Source organism: Bacteriovorax sp. DB6_IX, assembly GCF_000447775.1.
Lineage (GTDB): Bacteria > Bdellovibrionota > Bacteriovoracia > Bacteriovoracales > Bacteriovoracaceae > Halobacteriovorax_A.
In genome coordinates this window covers 1-3831 of record NZ_AUNJ01000073.1, presented here as the reverse complement: position 1 = coordinate 3831, position 3831 = coordinate 1, and the positions used below count along the sequence as shown (strand labels likewise).

Genomic DNA, 3831 nt, shown 5'->3' with positions numbered 1-3831 from the left:
AAAATCAGATCTTTATGAACAAGGCCATAAATTCTCTAAGATCAATTAGAGAAGAAGCTACAGGAACTAAGACTGTTAGCACTTATAATGCGAAAGGATTTCGCAATAATCGCACGTTAGAACAAAACGCGTAAAGGAATTTAGAGTTGTCTAACTTATTAAACATTGGAAGAACAGGATTGCATGCTTCGAAGAAGGCCTTAGAGGTCACGGGGCACAATATTTCCAATGCTAATACAGACGGCTATTCTAGACAAAAAGTTAATCAGACAACAAATGTCCCAATCACAAAAGATGGACTCATCACTGGTACAGGGACAAGAGTAAAGAGTATTACACGTGTTCACGACAAATTTGTTGAAAAGCGTTTAAGAGATGCTCATGCCGATAGCTCTTACTATGAAAATAGAGCTAATCAACTTTCTCAGGTCGAAGAAGTTTTTAATGAAATCGATAATGAAGGTTTAAATAAAATTTTAAATAATTTCTTTAACTCATTCAGAGATCTAGCAAACCAACCAGAGAACGAAACAGTTAGATCTGTTGTACGTGATAAAGCACAGCTAGTTGTTAAAGGATTTCAAAAGAATCAGTGAAACACTAGAATCAATTTCTCGTGGTATTGATAATAAGATTGAAAGAGATATTGAAGATATCAATCAAGAAGTTCGTACTGTTGCTAAGTTAAACAGAAGGATTCGTGAGCTTGAAGCGATTCACGAGGAAACAGGTGACTTAAGAGATCAAAGAGATTTAGCTATCAAGAATCTTTCTTTAAAGCTTAAGATACATACTTATCAAGATGAAAGAGGTAACTATGTTGTTACTTCACCAGGACTTGGGACTTTAGTAACTGCTGCTCAATCCCAAGAACTTAAGGCCTATACCTTCTCTAAAGATAGCTCTTCAAATGGAATGGATGGTTCAGTAGAAGTTTTCTACAAGGACAAGCCAGGTCAAAAGTTAACGAGTAAAATTCAAAAGGGTTCTCTCGCAGCTGTTATTAAAGTTAGAAATAACGATGTTAAAGAGCTAAGAGAGAAAGTTGATGAAATCGCCTACAATTTTATGAACTTCGTAAATGCTGTTCATAGACGTGGGTACGTAAATAGAAAAGTTGAGATGGATCCAAATGGAAATCCTATAAAGGGTGACAACAAAGGACCAACAACAGGTATTAACTTCTTTAAAGTTCCGACTTCTAAAGAAGGTGCTGCGGCCCTCATGGACCTAAGCCAAGAAGTAAAATCAGATCTTTCTAATATTTCAACAGCACTATCTCCTAATAGTCCAGGGGATAACCGTGTTGCAATTGCTATTTCTAAACTACAACACGAAAGAGTCATGGGTGAAGGAACAGCAACAATGGAAGAATACTTCCTAAAAACAGTTGGAAAAGTAGGTCTTGAAGCAGGTAAGGCCAAGCTTGATAATGAGCAGTCTGAAGGGCTTGTTGCTCAGGCAGAAACTATTAGAGAGAGAATTAGTGGTGTTTCTATTGATGAAGAGACGGCAAATATGGTCCGTTTCCAACATGCTTATGAAGCATCTGCTAAAGTAATGCAAACAGCGAATGAAATGTTCGACACTGTAATCTCGATTAAGAGATAGGGAATAAATGACAAGGGTATCAGAAGGTAGTGCAGGCGCTGCCATTAAATATTCAATAAACAAGACTAAGAGGAAACTTGAGAAGCTTCAGCTCCAAGGTGCGACTCTTAAGAGTATGTCATCCCCTTCTGATGATCCAGTTTCTAATGTCGAGGCAATGCAGCTCACGAGTATCAAAAAAGATAACTCGCAATATATGAGAAATGCAGACTTCGCACTTATGCAGCTTAATGTAACAGAAAAGTCTCTTGAGAACTTAACTGAGCTTCTTTCAAAAGCAAAAGAAATTGCCATCGCTCAATCTTCCGATATTTATAATCCAGAAGTTAGAAAGAACGTTGCAAACGAAGTTGTTCAACTACGTAATATGGCACTATCAATTGCCAACAAGCGTATTGGCCAGCGTTATATATTCGGTGGTTTTAAAACTCTTGAGTCTCCTTTTGATAAAAACGGTAATTACCGTGGTGATGAAGGGCATATCACTTTAGAAGTTTCTAAGGATTTCTTCGTTCAGACTAATTTAAATGGTGCTGAAGTTTTCTTTGCGGACTCAAAGTTTGACTCGAATCAAGATCACCCTCTCAATGAATTTCCAGAGATGAACTCATCTCCACAGAATATTGAGAATGTTAAAGATAGAGAAAATGAAGAAGTAAGCCCGGAGCTTGCGAAAGCAAGAGAGCTTGCCTCGGTAAATAATGATAAAGGTTTCGAAAAGAGAGAGAATATTTTCTCCCTACTAGAGACCCTGGCCAACGCTTTAGAAAATGGAGACTCAAAAGTTATCCAGACACTACTTGAGCGTTTTGATAGTGCCACTTCTCGTCTTATCACGATGAGAACACGTGTCGGATCAATTGTGAGTTCTGTTGAAAACTCAAAGAACACAATTGAGTCAGACAATATTGATAACGCAGCTAGACGAAGCAAGATTGTAGATGCTGACATCGCTGAGTTATTTACTGATTTAACGAAACAACAAGAAGTATTAAAAACAACATATAAGTCTACGCAGGGACTGCTTAATCAGAAATTATTAGACTTTCTGAGGTAACGCATAGCAAATCGTGCAAATATTATTTATTTTAGCGTGTTTTGCTATTTTTTGCTTGCATTTCTATTTTCGTAGTAATATATGAACCATTGCCAACCGAATCAGGACGGTTCAAAACGAGGTTTATGTATGCTAGTTTTAACAAGGAAGCTTGGGGAAAGTATCGCAATTGATGACAATATCAAGATCGTAGTTGTCCAAATAAAAGGTAAACAAGTACGTCTTGGGATCAAAGCTCCTAAAGAAACTAAAATTCACAGAGAAGAGGTCTATAAGGCCATCCAAGATCAAAACGTTGAGGCGTCTCAAGCAGACACTAATACGATTTCTGACCTTGCTGACGCACTTCACAACAAGAAATAAATTCCGCTTGCACTTCTGCCCCTACGGCTGCTAGAATCTAGCCAGGGTTAAAGACCCATCGGGAATTTGGAGGCACACAGTGAAAATTAACACAACTAGGTTTGGTGAACTAGAAGTTGAAAAGAAAGATATTATTACTTTCGATGAAGGTATTTTAGGTTTTGAAAACTTAAAAGAATTCTTCGTTGTTGATCCAGGTGATCAGACTCTTATTCTTTGGCTACAATCTGCTGAAGATGGAGCAACTGCATTCCCTATCATCGAACCAAAAATCTTTAAGCCTGATTTTGCAGTAAACTTACTTCCTGCAGAACTTAATAGCTTAAAGCTAGAGAATTTATCAAACGCAAGTGTATATACAATTCTTACTATCCCACAAGATGTAACAACTATGTCTGCTAACCTTAAAGCTCCGGTTATCATCAATAACCAAACTAAGAAAGCAAGACAGATTGTTCTTCAAGATAGCAAGCTAGAAGTTAAGTTTGAAATGTACAATGAACTTAAAAAGTACATCGTAAGCTACCACTCAGATGACTCAGTTAGAACAACTGTTACTATGAAGAACGAGCCAACTGTAGTTGAACAAACAACAGAAACTTCACAAGCCCCAATTAATCATAATTCAGCTGAATTATAATCATAAAAAAAGCCTCCACTTCGGAGGCTTTTTTTATTTCTATTAAACTTTCTATTTTTAAAATTTATAAACTTGTTTCAGTAGCAGTTCTAGCTAAGTTCATATACATACCAGCTTCACTATTAGACGGATCAAGTGACATTACCTTTTCCCATTCAGC

General features: G+C 37.1%; 5 protein-coding genes. All 5 read left to right on the top strand.

The window, feature by feature from the left end; genetic code table 11:
- Window positions 1–146 precede the first annotated feature (146 nt).
- On the top strand, window positions 147–596 hold the full coding sequence (locus M901_RS02360; RefSeq protein WP_034719738.1) for a flagellar basal body protein: 450 nt from the start codon (window positions 147–149) through the stop codon (window positions 594–596).
- Entirely contained in the window at window positions 568–1611 is a 1044-nt protein-coding gene (flgK, locus tag M901_RS02355) for a flagellar hook-associated protein FlgK (RefSeq protein ID WP_021276557.1), read from the top strand. The genes M901_RS02360 and flgK overlap by 29 nt, the downstream gene beginning before the upstream one ends.
- Before the next feature lie 7 nt (window positions 1612–1618).
- Window positions 1619–2668 carry a flagellar hook-associated protein FlgL gene (flgL, locus tag M901_RS02350; RefSeq protein ID WP_021276558.1) on the top strand — a complete coding sequence of 350 codons (1050 nt, stop codon included), beginning with the start codon at window positions 1619–1621 and terminating at the stop codon, window positions 2666–2668.
- Between the two features lie 129 nt (window positions 2669–2797).
- Complete coding sequence (gene csrA, locus M901_RS02345) at window positions 2798–3031, top strand: carbon storage regulator CsrA (RefSeq protein WP_021276555.1); 234 nt, start codon at window positions 2798–2800, stop codon at window positions 3029–3031.
- Window positions 3032–3110: 79 nt separating this feature from the next.
- Entirely contained in the window at window positions 3111–3671 is a 561-nt protein-coding gene (gene fliW / locus M901_RS02340) for a flagellar assembly protein FliW (RefSeq protein WP_021276559.1), read from the top strand.
- Window positions 3672–3831: the final 160 nt, after the last annotated feature.

What these genes read in the sequence shown, in the direction of transcription:
- flgL (WP_021276558.1), top strand. Translation starts at nt 1,619, where the DNA reads ATGACAAGGGTATCAGAAGGTAGTGCAGGCGCTGCCATTAAATATTCA.
- csrA (WP_021276555.1), top strand. Translation starts at nt 2,798, where the DNA reads ATGCTAGTTTTAACAAGGAAGCTTGGGGAAAGTATCGCAATTGATGAC.